Below are 22644 nucleotides of genomic sequence, written 5' to 3' on the forward strand. Positions count from 1 at the left end.
TTCAGTCGGCGGTGGGCAGGTCGGTGACGCGGGCGCCGGTCTTGCTCCAGAACTCCTGATCTGCGCTCAGGATACGCCGCGCCGCCTGCTCCATGTGGTGGGTTGCCGCGATGCGTGCCCGCTCGGGATCGCGCGCGGCGACGGCTTCGCGCAGCTCGCGATGCTCCTCTTCCGTCTCCGCCAGAAAATCGCGGCGGAGGGCTTCATTCTGGCGGGTGACGTCGATCGCGATCTCGATCGACTTGGCGAGCGCCTCGGTGACGCGCACCCAATAGGGATTGCCGCTGGCATCGGCGATGCTCGCGTGAAACGCGCGATCCTCGCTGGCGCCGCGCTGATGCTCGTTCTGGGCGCGGTTCAGCCGTTCCAGCGCGGTGTCGATCGCGCGCATCTGTGATTCGCTGCGGTGGGTGGCCGCACGGGCCGCGATCTCCGCTTCGACGGCCTTACGCACCTCGATGAGGTCGATCAGCGCGCTGATGGAGGCGCGGGTCAGATTGTCCAGCCCGCTGCCCGTAGGCGCATCGCGTGCGCGGACATAGGCGCCACTGCCCTGCAGCGTCTCGACGAGCCCTTCCGCCTTCAGCATGGCGATCGCCTCGCGCACCACCGCGCGGCTGACGCCGAAATGCCCGGCCAGCGCATTTTCGGAGGGCAGGCGGGCGCCGGCCTGCAATTCATGCCGGGCGATCCGCTCGGAGATCATGCGTGCGACGCGTTCCGCCCTGCCGCCCGAGAACGCCTTGCCGGAGTTGCGATCGAGTGTTTCTGACGGACCAGACAGGAAATTCATCGCAGGAGCGTACAGCAGCGGCGCGGTCAGGCCAAGGCACCGCCGACCCGCATGCCCCCGCCGCGCGGGAGCAGCCGCCCGTGGCCCCCTTCCCACGGACGGCTGCAACTCAGAGGGTGATGCCGGCGAGCAATTCCAGCGCCTTGACCATGGCGGAATGGTCGCGGTCGCCATCGCCCTGCGCGACGCAGGCACTGAACAATTGCTGCGTGGAGGCGGTGCTGGGCAGGCTCAGGCCAAGTGCCTTCGCGCCGGACAAAGCGAGGCCAAGATCCTTCTGGTGCAGGGCGATGCGGAAGCCGGGATCGAAGGTGCGCTTCACCATGCGCTCGCCATGCACCTCCAGCACGCGCGACGCGGCGAAGCCGCCCATCAGCGCGGCGCGCACCTTGGCCGGATCGGCCCCGGCCTTGGCGGCGAAGACCAGCGCCTCGGCCACCGCCTCGATGTTGAGCGCGACGATGATCTGGTTGGCTACCTTGGTGATCTGGCCCGCGCCGGCCGCGCCGATATGGGTGATGTTCTTGCCCATGAGCGCCAGGAGTGGCTGCGCGCGGGCGAACGCCGCATCGCTGCCGCCGACCATGATGGTGAGCGAGGCGGCCCTAGCGCCGACCTCGCCACCCGATACCGGCGCATCGACATAGTCGCAGTCGAGCGCCTGTATTCTCTCCGCGAAGCCCCGGGTGGCGATCGGGTCGATCGAACTCATGTCGATCACCAGCTTCCCGCCGGACAGCCCGGCGGCGACGCCGTCGGCGCCGAACAGCGCGTCTTCCACGTCGGGCGTGTCGGGCAGCATCAGGATCACCACGTCGGCGTCGCGCGCCACCTCGGCCGCGGAGTCGCGGACGCTGGCACCGGCCTCCAGCAGGTCGGCGGGCAGGGGGCTGCGATGCCGCACCAGCAGCAACTCGTGTCCGTCCGCCCGCAGGTGCCCCGCCATCGGCCGTCCCATGATGCCGACGCCGACAAAACCGATCTTCATGTCATTGGCCTCCGTCTGTACGGGCGCGGAGATAGGGCGCGGCCCAGCCGAGCCCGGCGAGCGTATCGCCGCGCGGTGCGTATTCGCAGCCGATCCAGCCGTCATAACCGAGCGCATCTATGTGCGAGAGCAGCCAGGGATAGGCGATCTCGCCAGTGCCGGGTTCACCCCGTCCCGGATTGTCGGCCAGCTGCATATGTCCGATTTGCGGCAGCAGCCGGGCGATCGTGCGCGCGAGATCGCCCTCCATAATCTGCATATGGTAGATGTCATATTGCAGCTTCACGTTGGGCCGCGCGACTTCGGCGATGATCGCACAGGCGGACTCGGTCGTGTCGTAGAAGTAACCGGGCATGTCGACGCGGGTGTTGATGGGCTCCAGCATGATGTCGATGCCGTCCGCCGCGACGCGATCGGCGGCGAAGGCAATGTTGTCTATCAGCGTGGGGCGTGCGGTGGCATGATCGGTGCCGCCCGGCAGCTTGCCCGGCATCAGGTGCAGTCTCGGGCAATCGAGCGCGCGTGCATAATCCAGCGCGCGATCCACCCCGGCGCGAAACTCCGCCAAGCGGTCGGGCAGGGCGCCGATGCCGCGCTCGCCGCCGGCCCAGTCGCCGGCCGGGAAATTAAACAGGACGGTCTCTAGGCCCAACGCGCGCGTGCGCCGAACCAGATCGTCGATGCGCTCTTCGTAGGGGAAGAGATATTCCACCGCGGTGAAGCCGGCGCTCGCGGCCGCATCGAGGCGATCAAGGAACGGCAGATCCTTGAACATCATCGTCAGGTTAGCCGAGAGCTTAGTCACTGCGTTAGTCCGATTTATAGGTTGTTTATCGAAATAGAGACTAAGCGAGCCGCTTGTCGAGCAATGCCCCGCTCCATCCCATCTGGTGGGAAATGCGGACGGAACTGCCGGCGTCGCGATGTCCGACGCGCGCGGCCGGAGGCCATCTCACAATGCGGAACAGGGGCGGCTAGCGGGCGGAGGGGCGCTTCCACTAGATCGGCGGGAGGATGCCGCCTGTCGCCGCGTCTCCAACGAACGATCGGAATGTGAATGAGGGCCGCTACGATCCAAACGGACGCGCGATGAACGCCGACGCCGCAACCGCGACCGCCGGCGGCACGCCGCTGGATGGCGGCGCGATGCGCGCCTGCCTGTCGGATATCTTCATGGCCGGGCTTGCGGCGGTGCGAGGCGATACGCTGGTAGAGGCGCGCAGCAGCTTCGCCGATGGCGTGTGGCGCTATCGGAGCGAGCGAGAAAGTGTCGATTGGGAGCTGCCGGAACAGGGCAGGGTGATCGTGATCGGCGCCGGCAAGGCGGCGGCGTCCCTCGCACTGGGTCTGGAGCGAACCCTCGGGGATCGTATCGACGACGGCTATCTGGTGGTGAAATATGGTCATGGCGAGCCGCTTCGGCGCATCCGCGTGGCGGAGGCCGGACATCCCGTACCGGATGAGGCAGGGCTGGCGGCGACGCGCGAACTGATGCGGCTGGCCAGCGATCTGGGGCCGGACGATCGGGTGTTCATGGTGCTGACGGGCGGTGCATCGGCGCTGCTGGTCTCGCCGGTCGCGGGCGTGACGCTGGACGAGAAGGCGCTGGTGACGGACCTGATGTTGCGATCGGGCGCGGCGATCGACGAGATGAACGAGGTGCGCAAGGCGCTGTCGCGGGTCAAGGGCGGTGGGCTGCTCGATGCGATCGGCGCGGCGCCGGTGACGACCCTGGTGATATCGGACGTGCCGGGCGGGCGCTCAGGCACAATCGGCTCCGCGCCGACCGTGCGCGACCGTGCTTCGCGGCAGCATGTCCGCGCGATCCTCGCCAAGTACGATCTGCTCGATCGCCTGGCGCCCAGCATAAGGCGCCACCTGGAAACGCCGGCCGACGAGATGGACCCGAGCGTGGACAGCCCGGTGGCCGGCAACGATCGCTTCATCGTGCTGGCGGACAGCGGCACCGCACTGGATGCGGCGAAGCTGGCAGCCGAGCAGGCGGGTTTCGCGACAAAAGTCGTCGATCCAGATCTCGCCGGCGGCACTCATGTGGCCGCGACGGCTTTTGCGGTCGAGATCCGCCGGGCGCGGGCCGAGCGCAATGCGGGCGGTCCACCGCGAATCCTGCTGGCCGCCGGCGAGACGACGCTGCGGGTCACGGGCGACGGGCTCGGCGGACGCAACCAGGAATTCGCTCTAGTCGTCGCCCGGGAAATCGCGGGCGTGCCGGACGTCGCGATGCTCGCGGGCGGCACGGATGGCACGGACGGCCCGACCGACGCGGCGGGCGCGTTCGCCGATGGGGAAAGCTGGCTGCGAGCACGGGAGGTGGGGCTGGATCCCGCCCTGATGCTGCGCCGCAACGACTCCCACCGCCTGTTCTCGGCGTTGGGCGACCTCTACGTGACCGGCGCTACCGGCACCAACGTGATGGACCTCGTCATCGCGGTCGTGCCCTGATCAGGCAGCCAGCTGCGTGCCGATCTCCGACGTCATCTGGCGGGCCGCCAGCACCAGGCTCTGGCCGATGCCGTCGAGGCTCTCGCGCTTCAGGCGGCTGATCACGTCCGATATCGAGAGCGATGCGCGCGGCGCGCCGTAACGGTCGAGCACGACGGCGGCTACGCAGCGCAGGCCCGGCGCATGCTCCTCGTCATCAATGGCGAAGCCGCGCTGGCGGACGTTCGACAGTTCCCCGCGGATCTGGTCGAGGTCCGTGATGCTGCGCTCCGTGCGCGCAATCAACTCGGTGCGGGCAAGGAAGCGATCGAGTTCGGGCGGAGACCAGTGCGCCATCATCACCTTGCCCGACGCGGTGGTGTGCATCGGCAGGCAGGCGCCGGGCCGGGCCGCTGTCTGCCGCACGCCGCTCGTCTCGACCTGCCCGACATAGCACATGCCCTGCTTTTCCGGCACGGCAATGTTCACGCTGTGATGCAGCTCCTGCATCAGGCCGCGCATGATCGGCCGGCCAAGCTTGCCGAGATCGCGCGCGTGCGCGAAGGCGGCGCCGACCGTGAACGCCTTCATCCCGATCGCCCAGTTGTTGGTGTCCCGATCGAACGCGACGAAGTTCAACGCTTCCATGGTGGTGAGCAGGCGATGCGTCGTGGATCGCGGCAATTTGGCGAGCCGCGCGATCTCGCTGAGCGTCAGGCCGTCCGCCTTGGAGAGTTCGTCCAGAACGCCGAACGCCCGGACCAGCGACTGGACGCGGCCCAGCCGGTCATCGGTCGCATCGTCGTGGTCTCGCTGCACGAACTTCCCTCCCATTCTTCTTTTATAGTAGCGGGGGATCGGCGGCCCTGCTGCTATCAAATCTGTCAGGCAACCTAACAGCGATCGCCGTCGATCAGGATCACCCGCATGTCGTTCACGTTCGTGCGGGTCGGCCCGGTCATGACGAGATCGTCGAGCGCCGCGAAAAACCCGTAGGTCTCGTTCTGGTGGAGCGCGGCGCCGGGGGAGAGACCCAGTTCCCGCGCGCGGTCCAGCGTGGTCGGGCCGATGACGGCGCCGGCATTGTCTTCTGTTCCGTCTATGCCATCAGTATCGCAGGCGAGCGCCGATATGCCCGGCGCGCCATCCAGCGCGAAGGCGAGGCTCAGCAGATACTCGGTATTCCGGCCGCCATGCCCTTGCGGATTGCGCACCAGCACCGTCGTCTCGCCGCCCGAGAGCAGTGCCCAGCGGCCGCCCTTGCCGGCATGATGCAGGGCGAGGGCGGCGTGGACCGTACCGATCTCCGTGGCGTCTCCCTCGACATCGCTGCCGAGATAGACCGGCGTGTAGCCGGCCGCGACAGCGAGACCGGCGGCGGCCTGCAGGGCATTTTGCGACCGCGCGACGACGCGGGTCCAACCGACGTTGAGATCGGGCGACGTGGCGACCGGCGTCTCGTTCCGCGGATTTGCGAGCGCGTCCGTGACGTTGGCGGGCACGTCGATTCGGTAGAGTTCCAGAATACGGCGCGCGTCGGCCAGCCGCGTGCGATCGGCCAAAGTGGGGCCGGAGGCGATGAGCGCGGGATCGTCGCCCGGTATGTCCGAGAAAGCGAGGGTGACGATCTTGGCCGGATACGCCGCCAGCGCGAGCCGCCCGCCCTTCACCGCCGAAAGATGGGTACGCACGCAGTTAATCTCGGAAATGGAGGCGCCGCACAGCAGGAGTTGCCGCGTGATGCGCTGCTTGTCGCGCAGCGTCACGCCCTCGGCGGGAAGCGCCAGCAGGGCCGAGCCGCCGCCGGAGATCAGGGCGACCAGCTGGTCGTCCGGCCCGAGCGAGGATACCGCCTGCAATATGAAGCGCGCGGCTTTGACGCCATGCTCGTCGGGAAGAGGATGGCCCGCCTCGAACAGGCGGGCACCATCGGGCATGTCGTGTGCGGGATAGCCATGGCCGTAACGGGTGAGGACGATCACCTCGCTAGGGTAAGGCATGGCCCGCGCGGCGACGCGCGCCATCGCCGCCCCGGCCTTGCCGATGCCGAGGATCAGCGTGCGGCCCGGCACGGCCGGCGGCAGATGGGCGGGCAGACACCGCTCCGCGGAGACGGCATCCAGCGCCACATCGAACATCTCGCGCAACAGGGCGGCCTGCGAGAGTTCGCCTTGATCCCGCGTGACAGGCGATTCGATCGTCGCGCCGTCTCTCATCATGACCTGCTGCATCAAAGGATTGCCGGCGTCTCGAACTTGCCCTCCAGCAGTATGCAACAGGTGGCGCAAATGCAATTTGCGACGAGCGCGGCCGGGTTCCGCATCGTGAAACGCCGGGGCGGCGGCCTTGCCTCGGTGCGCTGCGCCACGATGCTCACCACAGACGGCGGGAGCACGGCGGCGACCGGCCATTCGCGGAGGGGGTGAGGATGGGGCAGCAGCAGGATTTCGCGATATCCAGACGCAGATTGCTCACCCTTACGCCAGCGTCCGGACTCGCCTTGATGACGGCATCGCGTGCCGCGTCCATCGGTCTCTCGGCCCCCCGTCCAGCTTGGTATAAGCGACCCTATCGCATCGTCCAGACGAACCTGCGTGAGATCGACGTAAAGGAGGATCCGCGCGAGATCGCTCGCGCTATCAAGGCGTTTGGCGGGGATGTGATCGTCTCGAACATCGGCGGAATTGTCGCTTTCTATCCCACGCAGCTGAAGCTCCAACATACCAACCCGAAGCTGACGGGTGATTTCGCCGGCGCGATGATCGAGGCGGCGCGTGCGGAAGGGCTCGTTTTCGTCGGCCGGTTCGACCTCTCCAAATCGACCGCGGCGGCCTACCGGGCGCATCCCGAGTGGTTCATGCTGAACCGGGATGGTACCCCGCGCGAATATGCCGGCACCTACCAGGCCTGTCCGAACGGGGGTTGGGCACGGGAATACGGTCCGCTGATCCTGCGCGAGGCGGGCAGCCGCTACGCGATGGACAGCGCCTTCTTCAACATGACGGGCTTTCCGGCGACGGACTACAGCAACGTCGCGCACGGGATCTGCGTATGCGACAATTGCCGCCGCCGCTTCCGCGCGCTGTACAAGCGGGAGCTGCCGACGGTGGACGGATTCGGCGACCCGGGCTGGATCGACTATCTCGAATTCCAGGACAGGACCAGCGAAGAGGTGCTGGAGCTGAACAATGCCACCTTGCGCAAGGTTCGGCCGAACACGCCGATACTCGGCTATTTCCGCTATCGTGAGGTGGGGCGCGGCGAGGTGCAGCGGCGCGTCTCGCGCACGGCGCCCGAGTGGCAGTATCAGTCCGGCGAGCAGAGTCGGTCGGCGCAGGCACGCAATCCGGGCAAGCCCTTCTCCAGCACGTCGGCCGCGCACATCGACTATCCCTGGCGGCAGGTGACGGAGACGGCCGCCTATCACGAACTGCGTTTCGCGCAACAGCTGGCGACGGGCGCGCAACTGGACCTATACCTGATGGGCACCCTTGCCGATCAGGATGACACGCGCTATCTCGCGTCGGTCTCGCGCCTGTTCCAATGGTACGGCACGGCGGCCGACGCCTATACCGGCTTGCGCCCCGGCGCGCGCGTGGCGTTGTACGATTCCGAGAAGAACGGCCGTTTCGGCGGCGGGACGCGATCTGCCAAGCGCGCCGTCGGTGCCTTTCGCGGTGCCTATAGCGCGCTGGCGCAGGCCCGACTTTCGTTCTGGTTTGTCAATGACGGCCGAATCGAGGACGGGACGACGCGGTTGACGGCGGTCGACTATGACGTGCTGGTGATGCCTCACGTCGGATTGTTGTCCGACGCGGAAGCCGCGTGCATCGACGAGTTCGTCGCGGGCGGCGGCCTCCTGATCACGACGGGCGAGACCGGCGCCTACGGGCCGCGCGGGCAAGTGCGTGCCGCCAACGCGCTGCGCTCCTCTCCGGCGATCAGCTTCGGCACGCCGGTGGATGCGCAGGGCTGGACCTTCGACGCGGCCCGGGCGTCGATCGATCTGGGCGGTGCGCGCATCGCGGTGGACGCGGAGTATTTCCCGGTTGCGGCCCGGGAGGGGGCCACGAACCTGCTGCCGCTGGCGCCGGACCAGCGGTTCGGACCGCCGGAGTTCAGCTATGCAATACCGGGCCGGGCGGCACGTGCCGAGCCGGGCATGCTCGTGCGCAGCTTCGGCAAGGGGCATGCGGTGCATATCCCCTGGCTGCCGGACTGGCTGTTCTACCGCGATGGGCTGGCCGACCATGCCGCCATCTTCGCGGCGCTGATCGCCCGTTACGCGCCGCCGGCTGAGGTGCAGTTGGTCGGGGCCGGGCCGGTGGAGCTGATGCTTCACCGTCAGCCGCTGACGGGGCGCCGCCTCGTCCATGTCGTGAACTATGCCGGGCAGCGGAACGGCCTTTACGATCCGCCGCCGGCGATCCACGGCTTGAAACTGGGCATTCGCGGCGGCGCGAGGGAAGGCCGGGCGCTGAGAGCCGGCATCTCCCTGCGCGGCACCGATGCGGGCGGCCATACGTGGTTCGATCTGCCGCCGGTCGAGACGTTCGAGGCGCTCCTGATCGCGTGAGCCGGCGGGTTGTTTCCGCCATGTGGGACGGCGCGGCCGCCACCTTGCCGCTTGCGAGCGCGATCGCCTAGCGACGGTAAGGGCCGTCGTCCGGCATCGTCAACGATCGGGGGATTTGGATGATCTGGTCGCAGGATTATGATCCGCTCGGCATGCCTTGGCTCTCCGCCCTGCTGGCGGCGGCGCCGGTGGTGGTGATGCTTGGCGGGCTGGGCGTCCTGCACATGCGCGCGCATGTCGCGGCCCTGGCAGGGCTGGCTACCGCATTCGTGATGGCGGTGCTGGTCTTCGGCATGCCGGCCGGGCTGGCCACACGGGCCGTGGCGTTCGGTGCCGCCTACGGCCTGCTGCCGATCGGCTGGATCGTGCTCAACATCATCTTCCTCTACCAGCTGACCAACGAGAGCGGCCAGTTCACCATTCTGCGCAACTCGATCTCCGGGATCACGGACGACAGTCGCCTGCAACTGCTGCTGATCGCCTTCTGCTTCGGCGCTTTCTTCGAGGGCGCGGCTGGCTTCGGCGCGCCGGTGGCGGTGACGGGAGCAATGCTGATCGGGCTCGGCTTCACCCGTCTGCAAGCCTCCGGGCTGTCGCTGATCGCCAATACCGCACCCGTCGCGTTTGGCGCGCTGGGCACCCCGCTAGTGACCCTGGCGGGCGTGACAGGGCTGCCGCTGATGGACCTGTCCACGATGGTGGGGCGACAAATGGCGCCGTTCGCGCTGATCGTGCCGTTCTGGCTGCTGATCGCCTATTGTGGCTGGCGGCGGGCGCTGGAGGTATGGCCGGCGGCACTGGTTGCAGGCGCCATCTTCGCCGTCACCCAAATGCTGATCTCCAGCCTGCACGGGCCCTGGCTCACCGCCATCGGCGCCGCGCTCGCCTCCATCGCCGGGTTGATCCTGTTCCTGCGCGTCTGGTCTCCCAGGACCATCATGCACGTGAATGCGGCGCGGCTCAGCCGGTATGACGAGCGGGTGGAGCAGACCGATCCCGCCCATGCGGACGCACACCCCGATGCCGTCGTCATCACGGCCGAGCGGCCAACGCGCCGCGCGGTGGCGCGCGCGTGGCTGCCGTGGCTGATCCTGACGGCTCTGGTGTTCCTGTGGGGCCTACCGTTCATGAAGGCGGCGCTGGATGCGATCTTCAAACTCGCCATCCCGTGGCCGGGGCTCGACCAGATGATCCGGCGCATGCCGCCGGTAGCGGTCAAGGCGGAGCTGGAGCCGGCCGTCTACAATCTGAACCTGCTTTCCGCCACCGGATCGGCGATCCTGCTCGCCGGTGTCGCCAGCGGCCTGCTGCTGCGCATGCCGGTGGCGGAGATCGGCCGCACCTATGCGCGCGCGTTCAAGAGCGTGATGCCCTCGCTGCTGACGATCGCGGCGATGCTGGCGCTCGGCTACCTCACCCGCTTTGCCGGGGTCGATGCCGCGATGGGCCTCGCCTTTTCCGCAACGGGGGTCTTCTATCCCTTTTTCGGTACGATGCTCGGCTGGCTGGGCGTGGCCGTGACCGGATCCGATACCGCGTCCAACGTGCTGTTCGGTGGCTTGCAGAAGGTGACGTCGGAACAGCTCGGCCTGCCGCCGGTGCTGATGGCGAGCGCCAACAGCGCGGGCGGCGTGATGGGCAAGATGATCGACGCGCAGAGCATCGTCGTCGCCTCCACCGCCACCCGCTGGTACGGACAGGAAGGCCGCATCCTGCGCTACGTGTTCCTCCACAGCCTCGTGCTGGGCGCGCTCGTCGGGGTCGTCGTGATGCTGATGGCCTATGTGTCGCCCTTCACCGCCCTCGTGGTGCGATAGGCCGCCGCCGTGGCGTTCGCCGGCGCGGAAACGCGCGTGACAGGGATCGTGGCAGCCATGCGCCATCATGCGCGTCGCCTCGGCCGGCGGGCGAGGAGCGCGGCCGCCGCGACCCTCGCCGCCGGCGCTGTCCTGTCCGTTCCCGCTCATGCCGCCGCCGCCGTGCCGCCGATGCCGACGCTCGTTCCGGAACTCGACTGGCTGCGCATGCCGAACGGCTGGGTGATCGGCGACATCACGGCCGTGGCGGTGGATCGCCACGACAACCTCTGGCTGCTCCACCGGCCCCGCTCGGTAGGCAAGGCGGATGCCGCGCGGGCGGCGCCCCCGATCATGGCGTTCGACTCACACGGCAACTTCCTCCGCGCCTTCGGTGGAGAGGGCAGCGGCTATGACTGGCCGACCGTCGAGCACAGCCTGGCGGTCGACGGCAAGGGCCGGGTCTGGGTCGCCGGCGCCTTCCGCACCGATCCGCACCAAGCCGACGATATGCTGCTGGTCTTCTCCGGCGAAGGCCGCTTCATCCGGCAGATCGGCCGTCGGGGCGGCAGCAAGGGCGATGCCGACACTGGAAATTTCCACGCGCCGGCCGATATCTTCGTCGATGACGCGGCGCGCGAAGTCTATGTCGCCGATGGCTATGGCAATCGCCGCGTTATCGTCCTGAACAGCGAGACCGGCGCCTTCAAGCGCATGTGGAGCGCCTTCGGCGCTCCTCCGCCGAACGATCCCGCGCCGGAGCCGCGTGCGCCCGACGCACCCTTCGCGCCGCAGACGGGAGATGGTCCGGCCGGCTTCAACGGCGTGCATGGCGTCGAGATCTCGCGCGACCGCCTGATCTACGTATCGGACCGCAACAATCAGCGCATCCAGGTCTTCACGTCGGCCGGCCGCTACCTGCGACAGGTGTTCATCGATCGCAACATGCCCTCGCCGCAGACCGCCTCCGGCATCGCCTTCTCGGCCGACCCGCGGCAATGCTATCTGTATGTCGCCGACTGGGGGAATGCGCGCATCGTCGTGCTCGACCGGAAGCGCCTCTCCGTGCTCGGCAGCATCGGTGGCAAGGGCAGCGCGCCCGGCCAGTTCAACGGCCCCCACCTGAGCGCCACCGACAGCAAGGGCGTGCTCTACGTGGCCGAAGTGCAGGGGAGGCGGGTTCAGAAGCTGACTCCCGGCAACATCCCGAGCGGGTGCCGGCCGCGCTCCCGCAGGTGAGATATCTCCAGCTCGGACAACATCGTTATTTTCGATGTCGTCCCTACTTTTCCACCAGACGGGATGTCGTGGATGCGGCTTGCATCTGGACCGCTCGGCGTTCCACATCCCGCGAACACCCAAAAAGGTTTAGCGCAATGAAACTAGCAGGTTTTGCGGTGGGATTGGCCATGCTGGCCAGCTCGTCGGGGCTCTGGGCGGAGCCGAGTGGCCGGCCGGCCGCCGAGATAGACTATTCCACCGCGCCGTTCCGCATGACCCGCGTGCTTGGCTGGGGCAGCCGGCCGGACTGGTCCGCCGATGGCCGCAAGCTGGCATTCACCGAGTCTGACGTGCGCGACACGCATGCGTATGAACTGGACCTCGCCACGCGCACCGTCCGGTGCCTGACCTGCCGGCTGGGCATGGCCGGCATGGTGACGCGGGTTTATTATCTGCCCGACGGCAGCTTCCTCCTGCTGGCGCCACGCAACATCGGCAGCGAGGATGTGAGCCGGAGGACGGACACCATCAGCGATGTCATGGATCAGGAACTTTACTGGATGTCGGCCCCCGGCGCACCGTTGCAGCCGCTGGGCGCACCCGCATTCGGAGAGATCGCGATCTCCCGCGATGTCGCCAAAGACGGTTCGGTCAGGCTTGGCTGGGGCGAACTCCGCAAGGATCGATCGCTGCTGCATATCGCCACGCTGTCCCTTGCCAACGGCCGCGCATCGCTGAGCGATGGCAGGATCCTGTACGATTCCGCCAAGCGGCACGAGCCGGCCAGCGTGACGATGTCCGAGGCGTATGGCTTTGCGGACAACAACCGAGCGTTGACGTTCTACACCATCCTGGCGGACGGCAAGACGGTGAACGGGGAGATGTACCAGGTCGATATCGCCAGCGGCAAGCTCTCCAGCCTCTATGACGACCCGGCCCATTCCGAGACCCATCTGTTCCCCGACGAACGATATGGCCTGGAGGAAACCAACCGCTCCTCCGATCCGGCCGGCGCGTATCGCGGCGTGAGCAGCCACGATGCGGGCGTCCTGTCGTTCGTGGCGAAATATAGCGGCATGCGCCTGCCATCGCCGGCGGAGCTGGCCGACTATGCACCGCACGGGATGCTGAAGGGCTTCGATCGCCCCTTCGACCTCTATGTCGTGCGACGCGACGGTGCGGCCCCGCCGCGCCGGCTGACGCGCTTCAGCGAGTTGGGGGTCAACACGCATCAGTCGGCCCCGGCGCCGGACGGTCGCCGGATCGCGTTCGCGGTCGATCTGCGGGGACAGAAGGCCCCGACCGTGCAGGAGGGCCTCTACATCGGCGAGTTCGGTCCCGCCAACTAGGCGGGCACGGGCACGTTCAGGGCGGCCGCGGATCGATCGGGCGCGGCTCGTGCCATGGTCGCTCATCCGATCCGGCGGGAACCATGAATGGCGATACGGGAAGAAGCGATGTCGACCGGTGCGCGTGTCGGCGGCGCGAAGCTTGCGGCCTTCAGCGTAACCGCCCTAGCCATCCAGGCCCTGGCCACGCTGCTGATCGTGTTCCTGCCCGAATTCTACGCCAATACCATAGGCTTGCCGGTGGGCGCCGTGGGTACGGCGTTTATGGCGGTGCGCGCGATCGATCTCGTGATCGATTTCGTGCTTGGTGGACTGATCGATGCCACGCACACGCCCTGGGGGCGGTTCCGACCGTGGCTGCTGGCGAGCGCGCCGGTGCTGGTCGTACCGATCTTGATGCTGTTCGGGGCCGAAAGGGGGGCCACTACGCTCTATCTGTGGGTCTGGTTGCTCGTCGTGTTCCTCGGTTTCTCCATGATCGTGCTGTCGCATCTCGCATGGACGGCGACATTGTCGAGCGATCCCGCCGGGCGAACGCGTGTCTTTGCCTGGTGGCAGGTCTTCGCCACCGCCGGGCAATTCTCGATCCTGGCGTTGCTGCCGATCGTCGCGCGCCTGTATCCGGACGATCCGGGGGCGGGCGTCCGCGCGGCGGGCTGGGTCATGGCCGTGCTCATCCCGCTCGCCATCCTGCTGGCGATATCGACCGTCCCTGAGCGTGTGCTGCCCGCCAGGACACATGCCCGCACGAGCCCACGCGACTATATCGCGATCTTCAGGCAGAATGCGGTGCTGCGGCTGGTTCTTGCCGATCTTGCGATCGCGATGTCCACAGGCATCGCCAACGCCGTCGCTCTCTTCTTCTACATGGGCCAGCTTGGTTTCGATCGTGCCGTGGCCAGCACGCTGATCCTGATTTCCTATGCTTTCGCCTTCATTGGTACGCCGTTGTTCGCCGCGCTTGCCGGCAGGGTGGGCAAGCCGAGGGCGCTCATGATCGGCGCGCTCGCCCAGGCGGCGTTTCAGATCATGGTCGCCTTGCAGCCGGCGAACACCTTCGCGCTGACCGCGGCGACCGTCGCGGCGCTCGGCCTATGCATCCCTATTGCCTGGTTCCTGCCGCGCGCCATGATGGCCGACGTCGCCGACGCGACCCGCGCGAGCACCGGCGTCGATCGCTCCGGACTGCTGTACGCATCGCTGAACGGTTCGATGAAGCTGGCGCTGGGCCTGGCCGTCGGGCTGGCGTTCCTGCTGCTGGAATGGACGGGGTTCAATCCCGCGAACGCCGCGGATCCGGCTTATTCCCTGCTGCTGCGCCTTCTTGTCGGCGGGATTCCGGCCCTTCTGTCTCTGGCCGTGGCATTGTGCATGTACCGTTATCCGGATACCCGGACCGCCGGGTAAGCGCGCAGCGGCCTTATGGCACGGTCAGCGATCGACGCCGGTAAAGGCATCGGCGGCGGTCTCGTTCTGGTTCAGATCAGCGCCGATCTCGAAGTGCAGCGCCAGGAGCCGCTCGCTTTCGTCCGCATCGCGGTTCAGCACGGCGCGCAGGACCTGTTCGTGGTGATCGATCAGGAAGCGCCGCCGCTCCGGCGTGAGGATATTGCGCTCTCGGCGCGCGACATGCGAGGTCATCAGCAGGTCCGAGACGATGGAATAGATCCGGACAAGCGCCGGTGAGTGCGATGCCTGCACCAGCATCGCGTGGAAATGATAATCGGCATGGCCGCCGGCGACCGGATCCTCGATGGTCGCGACGATCCGATGAAACGCTTCGGCGATGTTCTGCAGATCGTGCGCGCGCGCCCGCGTGCAGGCGAGGCGGATGGCTTGCCGCTCGATCGCGATGCGCACCTCCAGAATATCGCCGGTGACGTCCGTCTGCTGCGCCAGCGCGAAGGTGAAGAAGTCGCCAAGACTGGCGATGTCCGGCGCGCGGACGAAGGTGCCATGGCCGTGGCGGATCTCCAGCAGGCCGATCATCGCGAGGGAGCGAAGCGCTTCCCGCACGATCGGGCGACTGACGCTCAGTTGCAGCGCCAGTTCGCGTTCGGGCAGCAGCCGATCGCCAACCTTGAGCGAACCCGCCATCAACTGCTCGCCGAGCAGCGAGACGACACGCTGATAACCGCTTGGTGTATCCCGACGGGCGACATCCGGGATGGTCGAGGTGGGCGCGGCTGGCATGGCTCAACTCCGGGAGGACCGTAAGTCGACCATGCTAACGGGGTGACGCGATAAACCGCAAGACGCGGGATCGATCGGGGATCGACGCCGCGCCGCCGCGCTGCCCCACCGACAACGCCGCCGCGGCGCTCGCATCACGCGCGGCTTCGCCGATATCGAGGCGGCGCGCCAGCCCGGCTCCCAGAAAGCCGCAGAAGCAATCGCCGGCACCGGTGGTGTCCACCACATCCACGGCGAAAGCGGGCACATGCTCCGTCGCGTCATCCCGGTACAGCATCGATCCCGCGCCGCCCATCGTCACGATCAGGACCTGATCCTGCCGCAACGCAAGGGCATCGATCGCCCCGGCGAGATCTCGCGCGGACATGGCCTGATCGCGCGGGCCAGTCGATCGGGTGAAGAACTCCAGCTCCGTTTCGTTCACCACGATCACGTCCGCCAGCGGCATGAGCGCACGCCCCGCCTCATGCGCGGGCGCCGGATTGAAGATGCTGGTAGCGCCCACCGCCCGCGCCTTCAGCAGGAAGGCCGCCACGGATGCGGCGGGCGTCTCCAGCTGCGTCAGGGCCACGTCGCCGGGACGGATCGCGCAAGCTTCGGCCATCGCGGCATCGGTCTTGGCATTCGCGCCGGCGATGACGACGATCTGGTTCTCCCCGCGCGCGGTGACGACGAATGCCTGGCCGGTCGGGCTGGTCGCCACGCGGGCGACATTCCGGATGTCGACGGCATGATCGGCCAGCATCGCCAGCATCGCGTCCCCCGCAGGATCGTCTCCCACGGTCGCGATCAGGAGAGAAGGCACGCCGGCGCGCGCCGACGCGACAGCCTGGTTCGCACCCTTTCCGCCTAGCTGTTCGTCCAGCAAATGCGCTGCCACGGTCTCGCCGGCCCGGGGCAGTCGCTCTGCCGCCATGAGCAGGTCGCGGTTGACGCTGCCCAGCACGAAGACGGAGGCGGTGGCGGGAGCCATCAGCCGCGCCGCGGACGCGAACGATCCGGTGCCGCGCGCGTCATTGCCGCTGTTCCAGCTGCGCGATCTTGGCGACCCGGCGGCGGAATTGCTCGTCGTCGCTGAACCGCGCCGCGAGGAAGTGGCGGATGATGTCCAGGGCGATCTGCGGCCCCGTGATCCAGGCACCGATGCACAGCACGTTCACATCATCATGCTCGACCGCCTGCCGGGCGACATAGGTATCGTGCGCCACGGCCGCGCGGATGCCGTGGATCTTGTTCGCCGCTATGCACGCGCCGGCACCCGTGCCGCAGAGGAGCACCACTCGCTCCGCCACGCCATCGAGGATCACCTGCACGGCGCCCCGCGTAATATCCGGGAAGTCGACCGGATCGGCCGAACGCGCGCCGACATCCACAAGCCTGTCGCAGTGTCGCTCCAGCAGGGCGATCACCGGCCCGCGCAGGCCGAAACCGGCATGGTCGTTGGCGAAGCCGATGACCGAGCGTCGCGGGACGAGGCGATCGTCGGGATTGAGCGTCTCGTCGTCGATCATACCACTCCGTAAAAAGATAGTCGCTGAATAGATAACACCGTGGTATGACCAATATTGTACGCGCGCAAGTGTGCGGCGGAGGAAAAGCATGAGAGGGAACCGACAGGGCGGCATTCCGATCGCTGCGCAGGCGGACGCCCATCGTGCGGCGGTACGGTGCGACACGGCGCTGCCTCAACACGATCGAGGCGAGGTGCCTGAGCCGGCTTACGGATTCGGCGTGGTATCCGCCTGTCGATCAACAGGTTGCGCGATGGTGGTGTCCACATCGTGAAACACCGGAGCGGGCAGCTTGTTTCCGGGGTCGCGTCGTTCGATCCGACAGCATCACGGCGCGATCGGGCGCCCAACGCAGCATGACGAATTGGTTGGGGAGGTAATATAATGAAAACTCGTCTTCTGGGGATGCTTGCCAGCGCAAGCGTCGTCGCCCTGACTTGTCCGGCGGTCGCGCAGACGACCGGCGCATCCGGTCAGGACACCGTCGCCGCGCCGACCGATCAGCTTGTCGACGAGGCGGCGGAAACCGACTCGTCCGTTCCGCGCACCGATATCGTCGTCACCGGATCGCGCATCGTGCGCGACGGGACGCAGTCGCCGACTCCCCTCACGGTGGTGAGCACGGCCAATCTCTCATCGAAGGCACCCGGCAGCATCGCCGATGGCCTCAACCAGCTCCCCGTCTTCCAGGGCTCGATCAACGCGGCGCAAACCCAGGTGACGCAGGCGAACCGCGTGCGCTCCGGCAATTACCTCAACCTGCGCAATCTCGGGCCGCAGCGCCTGCTCGTCCTGCAGGACGGCTATCGCCTGCCGCCCAGCGGCAACAATGGCGGCGTCGACACGAACATCATTCCCCAGCTGCTGGTTGAGCGCGTCGAGGTCGTCACCGGCGGCGCCTCGGCCGTCTATGGCTCGGACGCCGTGTCGGGCGTCGTCAATTATATCATCGACAAGAAGTTCAAGGGTCTGAAGACGCTCAGCCAGGCCGGCGTCTCCACCTATGGCGACACATTCTCCTATCGTATCGGCGCCGCCGGCGGCCTGTCCTTGCTGGACGACCGACTGACGCTGCAGGCGAGCGGCGAATATTACGTGAACGAGGGAATCACCGCGCGCGGCTCGCGGCCGGGCGGCAGGGACAATTGGATCAGCGGCGCCGTGGATCCCACGTTGCGCGCAGGTACGCTCGGTTCCGCCGCCAACCCGTTTCTCGATTACCGCAACGTGCATTATAACGACGTCTCCCAGGGTGGCTATATTCTGAACACGCTGGCCAACCCGGCCGGCTTGCGTGGCCTTCAGTTCCTGCCGAACGGTTCGCTCGGGCCGTTCAATCCCGGCACGGCGATCGGCCGCGCTGGCGTGGCGGCCAATGGTGACGGCGTCGATCTCTCGTCTCGCGGCACGCTGGTGCCGCGCACGACGACCAAGCAGTTTTTCGGTCGCGCCGGCTATGATTTTGGCGGCGGCATCGAGGGCTTCGTGCAGGCGAGCTACAACACCGCCACCAGCAGCGACGACAACCTGCCGCAGGGGAAGATCCCCGGCTACACCGTGTTCAACAACAACGTCTATCTGCGCCAGCAGCTGACGCCGGCGCAGCTTGCGGCGCTCGGCACGTCCAACCTGACGGTGAAGCGGACCTTCTACGACTGGGCGGTGCCGAACGGCCGCGACGGACTGATCCCGAGCAATCAGGACATGGAGTCGCTTACCGTGATGGCCGGCCTGAAAGGCGACCTGTTCGCCGGCTGGAAGTGGGACGCCATCTTCACGCATGGACGTACCGAGTTCCGCAGCGTCGCGATCGAGGGCCGTAACGACCGCTTCTTCGCCGCGGCGGACGCGGTGGCGGGGCCGAACGGGCAGCCGGTCTGCCGCGTCTCGCTCTCCGCCACGAACGCGTTCCCGGGGTGTATCCCGCTCAACACGCTCGGCTTCGGTCGCGCCGATCCGGCGGCGGTGGCGTGGGTACTCGACGAGAGCCGCTGGCGCGCGGTGAACACGATGGATCTCGGCGGCGTGAACGTTCAGGGCACCTTGTTCGATCTTGGCGCCGGCCCGGTCTCGCTGGCCGTCGGCGGCGAGATACGCAGGCAGAAGCTGAGGCAGACCTCGAACAGCGATCCCGCGGTGCCGGTGAACTATACCGCGCTCGGCATTCGCGGCGGCTCGGGAGGCGTGTTCTTCAACACCAACGTCGGCCAGGCGCGCGGCAGGTACACCATCAAGGAAGTCTACGCCGAAACCGTCGTACCGCTGATCAAGGACGCGTCGTTCACCAAGTCGCTCGAACTGAACGGCGCCTTCCGGTACACGGATTATTCCACCAGCGGCGGGGTGGAGACCTACAAGATCGGCGCGACCTGGGAGCCGATCACGGACATCCGTCTGCGCGGCACCTACTCTCGCGACATCCGTGCGCCCTCGCTGTTCGAGCTGTTCGGCGGCCAGACGATCGTACAGGGCCAGATCGTCAACCCGGCGAACAACACGGCGGTCATCGTCGGGACGCGAAGCGGCGGCAACCCTTCGTTGACGCCGGAGAAGGGCACGACCTACACGCTCGGCGCGGTGCTGACGCCGACCTTCCTGCCCGGCGCATACGCCTCGGTCGACTATTTCAACATCAAGATCGACGATGCGATCACCACCCCGGGGGTGGCGCAGACGATCGTCCAGCGCTGCTTCGAGAATCCGGCCAGCCCATTCTGCGCACTCATCGATCGGGACGGCGCCGGCAACCCGACCGAGGTGCGGATCGTCAACCAGAACATCGCGTCGCTGACCACCAAGGGCGTGGATTTCGAGGTGGGCTATCGCGGCGAGGTGTTCGGCGGCACGCTCGGCACCCGTGTGCTGGGCACGCGCCTTATCGGGTACACCCGTCGCGAGTCCTCCGTAGCCGCTCCGATTGAATATAGCGGATCGGCCGATATCCCCGGCTTTCTTTCCTCTACCTATCCGCTGCCCAAGTGGCGCGGTAATCTGGAGGTGAACTACTCCGTTAACGGAACCACTATCGGTGTTCAGGAGCGCATGATCGGCAGTTACAAGAAGTCTTTCCTGCAAGCAAACTCAGATAATACGGTCCCGACCGTATTCTATACAGACCTCAACCTGAATCAGGACGTGCCGGCGATGGGCGGCAACGCACAGTTCTTTCTTACGGTAAACAATCTGTTCAACAGAAAAGGACCGTTCTTCGTGACCGACCAGAATCCGGGGACACAGTTGCCGACAGCGCGGGCCGTCTACGACATCATCGGCCGCTACTTCACCGTCGGCCTGCGGACGAAGTTCTGATGGGTGCCCGCGACTTCGCTCGTTCCGTCGGGTCAGTGCTAAAAGGCGCGTCCCTCGCCGCGATCCTTGCGCTGGCGTTCCCTTTGGGCGGGGCCGGCGCGGCGCCGCCCGCCGGGATAGACTTCACCGCCACCAGGCCGGGCGACCCGTTGCGCAACCTGCCGCCGGGTGCGCGTTTCATCAGCAGCTTCGGCGAGCGCGCGGCCTTCTCTCCCGACGGCAAGAAGATCGCCTTCATCGGCAAGAGCTATGGCGACGCGTTCGAGTATGACATCGCCACGGGCAAGACGCGCAACCTGACGGTGCACGCCGCCAATGCCGGCTTCCTGCGGGTGCAATATCTCAACGACGGCAATCTGTTGCTGCTCGGCCCGCGCCGGATCGATCCAGATCGCATGGCGATGCGCATCGGCCAGATCGAGCTGTGGTACATGGACAAGGCGCCCGGTAGCGCGCTTCAGCCGCTGAACGAGATCGTTTCCGAAGGGATCGCGCTCTCGCGCATGTCGAACAAGGTCGGCTGGGCGGTGCTGGAGCCGAAGCGCTCGACCGCAGACCAGAAGGTGGACGAATATACCGCCCTGCGCGTGGGCGATGTCGTCGTGCGCGAAGGCACGGCGCGGCTGGAAAACGTGAGGGAGATCGGGCGCCGCCCCACCAGCCAGTGCGTGCAGGAGGCACAGGACTTCCGCGACCGGGATCGCGAACTCACCATCTCCTGCTACGATGTCGGCGGCAAGCGCTTGTCGCTCGGCAAGTTCGTGTCGATCCTGCACAGCACGATCGAAGGTGTCCGGCTGAGCGACGGCAAATACATCACCTATCATGATGTGCGCGACGGTTCGTTCACCGAGGTCGAGGGCATCCATCCTTCCGGTGCTTGGACGATGGTAGAATGCGGCCCCGGGGAAGGTGAGGGGCTGGACCTCTGCCGACTGGATCTCGTGCCGAACGGGCGCTTGACCCGCCTCACCCATTTTCTCGATTACGGCAAGCATCGTGTGTCCAACCCCGTCGTCAGCCCGGACGGCGGATCGATCGCCTTCCAGTTTGGTCGCGCCGGGGATGAAGCGGGCGTTGGGATGGGTATTCTGCTGATGCCGATGCCGGCGGAGGCGGGCAAGTGAGCCGGCGGCTTGCGCGGTGGCCGCTCGACCTGGTGGCGGCGGCGTGCATCGCGATGTCGCCGGCCGCCACCATCGCCGCCCCGGACGATGCCAGCAAGCTGGTCCTGCCACCGAACGTATCCAAATTGTCCGATATTGGCGAGCGCGCGGCCTTCTCGCCCGACTCCAGGAAGGTGGCTTTCGTCAACCACGAGTTTGGCGACGCCTACGAAATCGATCTCGCCAGCGGCGACGTACGCAACCTTACCGGCCACTTGCCTCATATGGGCATCACCCGCGTCCAGTATCTGCCGAGTGGCGACTATCTGATTACCGCGCCGCGGTACAGTGGCAAGGATGCGCGCTTTCGCGCCGAGCTATGGGTGCTGGACAAGGGCCTGAGAAGGCCGCTTCAACCGCTGGGCGTCAACGCCTTCGAGGGCACTGCCGTATCGCGGCTGACGCCACGCATCGCCTGGGTCTCGATCAGTCCGAAATTCCACCTGCCAGGGCCGGGGCCGAACGGGGCCTACGGCATGCCGCCGGCGACCGCCGACGACGCGATGATGATCGAGGTGGCCGACATAGAATATGGCGGCGGCAGGCCCAAGCTGACTAACCGGCGCGAGGTGCTGCGGGTTCCCTCACAAAAATGCTATTTGGAGGTGCAGGACTTTCGCGAACAGGACAAGTCGCTCGTCTATAGCTGCTACGGCATCGTGCCCTATGGCGGGCTGGCCCGGACGCCGACCCTGGGAGTGGACATCGCCAGTGGACGGATCACGACGTTCCGCGACGATCCGCGCGAGATCAACGAACCGGAGGGCATCTTCCCCGATGGCAAAGCGACCCTGACCGAGTGCAAGCCGGTCCCATCCGACAAACCGGTCGAGCTTTGCCGCCTCGGCCTGACGGAGAAGAGCACCGACTATCGGCGGCTTACCTCGTTCAGCGATCATTCGGCCTATGGCGCTTCGAACGGGGTCATCAGCCCCGACGGGCGGCTGATGGCCTTCCAGCTCGCGCGTAGCGACGGTGCTGCAGGGCAGGGCTTCGGCTTGATGCTTATGCAGCTGGAGCGCTGATTGTTGACGGCGACGGAGCTCGATACGATTGATCGCTCAAAACGTATGAATTTGCACGAAGAGCCGACAGTTCGGCAAGCGCCAGGTTCTGTCGGGAAGCAGTACGTAATCCTTGGATTGTCAGCGTCGCGGTTGCCGTGCGGAGTTCCATCTTCAGTTCGGCACCATTTGAAATTGTGCCCGAAGCATCCTGTCGGTGTCTCGGTATACCAGCGATGTGCGTGCTAGGGAGGACGCAGGCAAGACCCAGGTTCGGACATTCTAGGCGCACCGTC

17 protein-coding genes are annotated in these 22644 nt (G+C 66.7%); 9 read left to right on the top strand and 8 right to left on the bottom strand.

Translation table 11 applies throughout. The features are described from left to right. Nucleotide 1 precedes the first annotated feature (1 nt). From GNT64_RS02035 to otnI, 3 genes are read right to left on the bottom strand one after another with little or no spacing between them, the layout of a single operon-like run. Nucleotides 2-967, bottom strand: coding sequence for a FadR/GntR family transcriptional regulator (locus GNT64_RS02035; RefSeq protein ID WP_156678003.1), 966 nt, complete (start codon nt 965-967; stop codon nt 2-4). Then, nucleotides 903-1781: a 2-hydroxy-3-oxopropionate reductase gene (locus GNT64_RS02040; RefSeq protein WP_156678004.1), complete on the bottom strand. Its 879-nt coding sequence runs from the start codon at nt 1779-1781 to the stop codon at nt 903-905. Before GNT64_RS02040 ends, GNT64_RS02035 begins: the two co-directional genes overlap by 65 nt. A gap of 1 nt (nt 1782) precedes the next feature. Beyond that, nucleotides 1783-2586 carry a 2-oxo-tetronate isomerase gene (gene otnI / locus GNT64_RS02045; RefSeq protein ID WP_156678005.1) on the bottom strand — a complete coding sequence of 268 codons (804 nt, stop codon included), beginning with the start codon at nt 2584-2586 and terminating at the stop codon, nt 1783-1785. 284 nt (nt 2587-2870) lie between these two features. Between otnI and GNT64_RS02050 the strand changes: the two genes are divergently transcribed. Then, nucleotides 2871-4244: a glycerate kinase type-2 family protein gene (locus GNT64_RS02050; RefSeq protein WP_197277242.1), complete on the top strand. Its 1374-nt coding sequence runs from the start codon at nt 2871-2873 to the stop codon at nt 4242-4244. On the opposite strand, the gene GNT64_RS02055 is transcribed toward GNT64_RS02050, so the two are convergent. Both GNT64_RS02055 and GNT64_RS02060 read right to left on the bottom strand, forming a co-directional pair. Continuing rightward, nucleotides 4245-5057, bottom strand: a complete 813-nt coding sequence (locus GNT64_RS02055) for an IclR family transcriptional regulator (protein ID WP_156678007.1) — start codon at nt 5055-5057, stop codon at nt 4245-4247. Nucleotides 5058-5116: 59 nt separating this feature from the next. Beyond that, on the bottom strand, nt 5117-6442 hold the full coding sequence (locus GNT64_RS02060; protein ID WP_231639190.1) for a glycerate kinase type-2 family protein: 1326 nt from the start codon (nt 6440-6442) through the stop codon (nt 5117-5119). Between the two features lie 284 nt (nt 6443-6726). On the opposite strand from GNT64_RS02060, the gene GNT64_RS02065 reads away from it, so the two are divergent. From GNT64_RS02065 to GNT64_RS02085, 5 genes are all read left to right on the top strand, one after another. Continuing rightward, a complete protein-coding gene (locus tag GNT64_RS02065; RefSeq protein WP_197277243.1) occupies nt 6727-8799 on the top strand; it encodes an alpha-amylase family protein in 2073 nt (690 codons plus the stop codon). 119 nt (nt 8800-8918) lie between these two features. Continuing rightward, nucleotides 8919-10616, top strand: a complete 1698-nt coding sequence (locus tag GNT64_RS02070) for an L-lactate permease (RefSeq protein ID WP_197277244.1) — start codon at nt 8919-8921, stop codon at nt 10614-10616. Nucleotides 10617-10673: 57 nt separating this feature from the next. Further along, on the top strand, nt 10674-11834 hold the full coding sequence (locus GNT64_RS02075; RefSeq protein WP_231639192.1) for an NHL repeat-containing protein: 1161 nt from the start codon (nt 10674-10676) through the stop codon (nt 11832-11834). Between the two features lie 68 nt (nt 11835-11902). Further along, nucleotides 11903-13165 carry a TolB family protein gene (locus tag GNT64_RS02080; protein ID WP_197277245.1) on the top strand — a complete coding sequence of 421 codons (1263 nt, stop codon included), beginning with the start codon at nt 11903-11905 and terminating at the stop codon, nt 13163-13165. Nucleotides 13166-13252: 87 nt separating this feature from the next. After that, nucleotides 13253-14572: an MFS transporter gene (locus GNT64_RS02085; RefSeq protein ID WP_156678011.1), complete on the top strand. Its 1320-nt coding sequence runs from the start codon at nt 13253-13255 to the stop codon at nt 14570-14572. 24 nt (nt 14573-14596) lie between these two features. Here the strand turns inward: GNT64_RS02085 and GNT64_RS02090 are convergent, their stop codons facing one another. From GNT64_RS02090 to GNT64_RS02100, 3 genes are read right to left on the bottom strand one after another with little or no spacing between them, the layout of a single operon-like run. Beyond that, complete coding sequence (locus GNT64_RS02090; RefSeq protein ID WP_156678012.1) at nt 14597-15358, bottom strand: FadR/GntR family transcriptional regulator; 762 nt, start codon at nt 15356-15358, stop codon at nt 14597-14599. A gap of 34 nt (nt 15359-15392) precedes the next feature. Beyond that, on the bottom strand, nt 15393-16331 hold the full coding sequence (locus GNT64_RS02095) for a ribokinase (RefSeq protein ID WP_156678013.1): 939 nt from the start codon (nt 16329-16331) through the stop codon (nt 15393-15395). 40 nt (nt 16332-16371) lie between these two features. Beyond that, nucleotides 16372-16869: an RpiB/LacA/LacB family sugar-phosphate isomerase gene (locus tag GNT64_RS02100; RefSeq protein WP_156678014.1), complete on the bottom strand. Its 498-nt coding sequence runs from the start codon at nt 16867-16869 to the stop codon at nt 16372-16374. Nucleotides 16870-17253: 384 nt separating this feature from the next. Between GNT64_RS02100 and GNT64_RS02105 the strand changes: the two genes are divergently transcribed. The 3 genes from GNT64_RS02105 (at nt 17254) to GNT64_RS02115 (ending at nt 22369) form a co-directional block, all read left to right on the top strand. Beyond that, complete coding sequence (locus GNT64_RS02105; RefSeq protein ID WP_156678015.1) at nt 17254-20178, top strand: TonB-dependent receptor plug domain-containing protein; 2925 nt, start codon at nt 17254-17256, stop codon at nt 20176-20178. 83 nt (nt 20179-20261) lie between these two features. After that, nucleotides 20262-21305 (top strand): TolB-like translocation protein, encoded by a 1044-nt coding sequence (locus tag GNT64_RS02110; protein WP_197277246.1) that lies wholly within the window; start codon nt 20262-20264, stop codon nt 21303-21305. Further along, nucleotides 21302-22369, top strand: coding sequence for a TolB-like translocation protein (locus GNT64_RS02115; protein WP_156678017.1), 1068 nt, complete (start codon nt 21302-21304; stop codon nt 22367-22369). Before GNT64_RS02110 ends, GNT64_RS02115 begins: the two co-directional genes overlap by 4 nt. Nucleotides 22370-22644: the final 275 nt, after the last annotated feature.

Source organism: Sphingomonas profundi (assembly GCF_009739515.1).
GTDB classification, from domain to species: Bacteria; Pseudomonadota; Alphaproteobacteria; order Sphingomonadales; family Sphingomonadaceae; genus Alterirhizorhabdus; species Alterirhizorhabdus profundi.